This is a genomic window from Serratia sp. MMO-28 (genome assembly GCF_037199905.1).
Lineage (GTDB): Bacteria > Pseudomonadota > Gammaproteobacteria > Enterobacterales > Enterobacteriaceae > Chania > Chania oryzae.
Genome location: NZ_JBBCVB010000126.1, coordinates 1 through 231, shown reverse-complemented (window position 1 = coordinate 231; position 231 = coordinate 1). Strand labels below are relative to the sequence as shown.

At 70.1% G+C, this 231-nt stretch carries 1 protein-coding gene; it reads left to right on the top strand.

Annotated elements, in window-relative coordinates:
* Nucleotides 1-231: hypothetical protein (locus WG891_RS26845; protein ID WP_337265132.1), on the top strand; the 231-nt coding region annotated here is incomplete at both ends.

Here is a 231-nt window from a genome sequence, read left to right as displayed (position 1 = left end):
AACACCTTCAGCCAGACGGTGGGGGCGCTCACCAACCTGGGCACGGTCACGCTCGATCCGGGCGTGCTGACCAGCGGGTTGTTGACCAACACCGGGGTGATTGACCTGGCGAGCGGGATACTGACCCTGCAGGAGGGCGGCACCTCCAGCGCGGTCGGCGGCCTGACCGGGGCCGGGACGCTGAACGTCAACGGCGGCACGCTGGCGCTGAGTGCCGCCAACAGCGGCCTG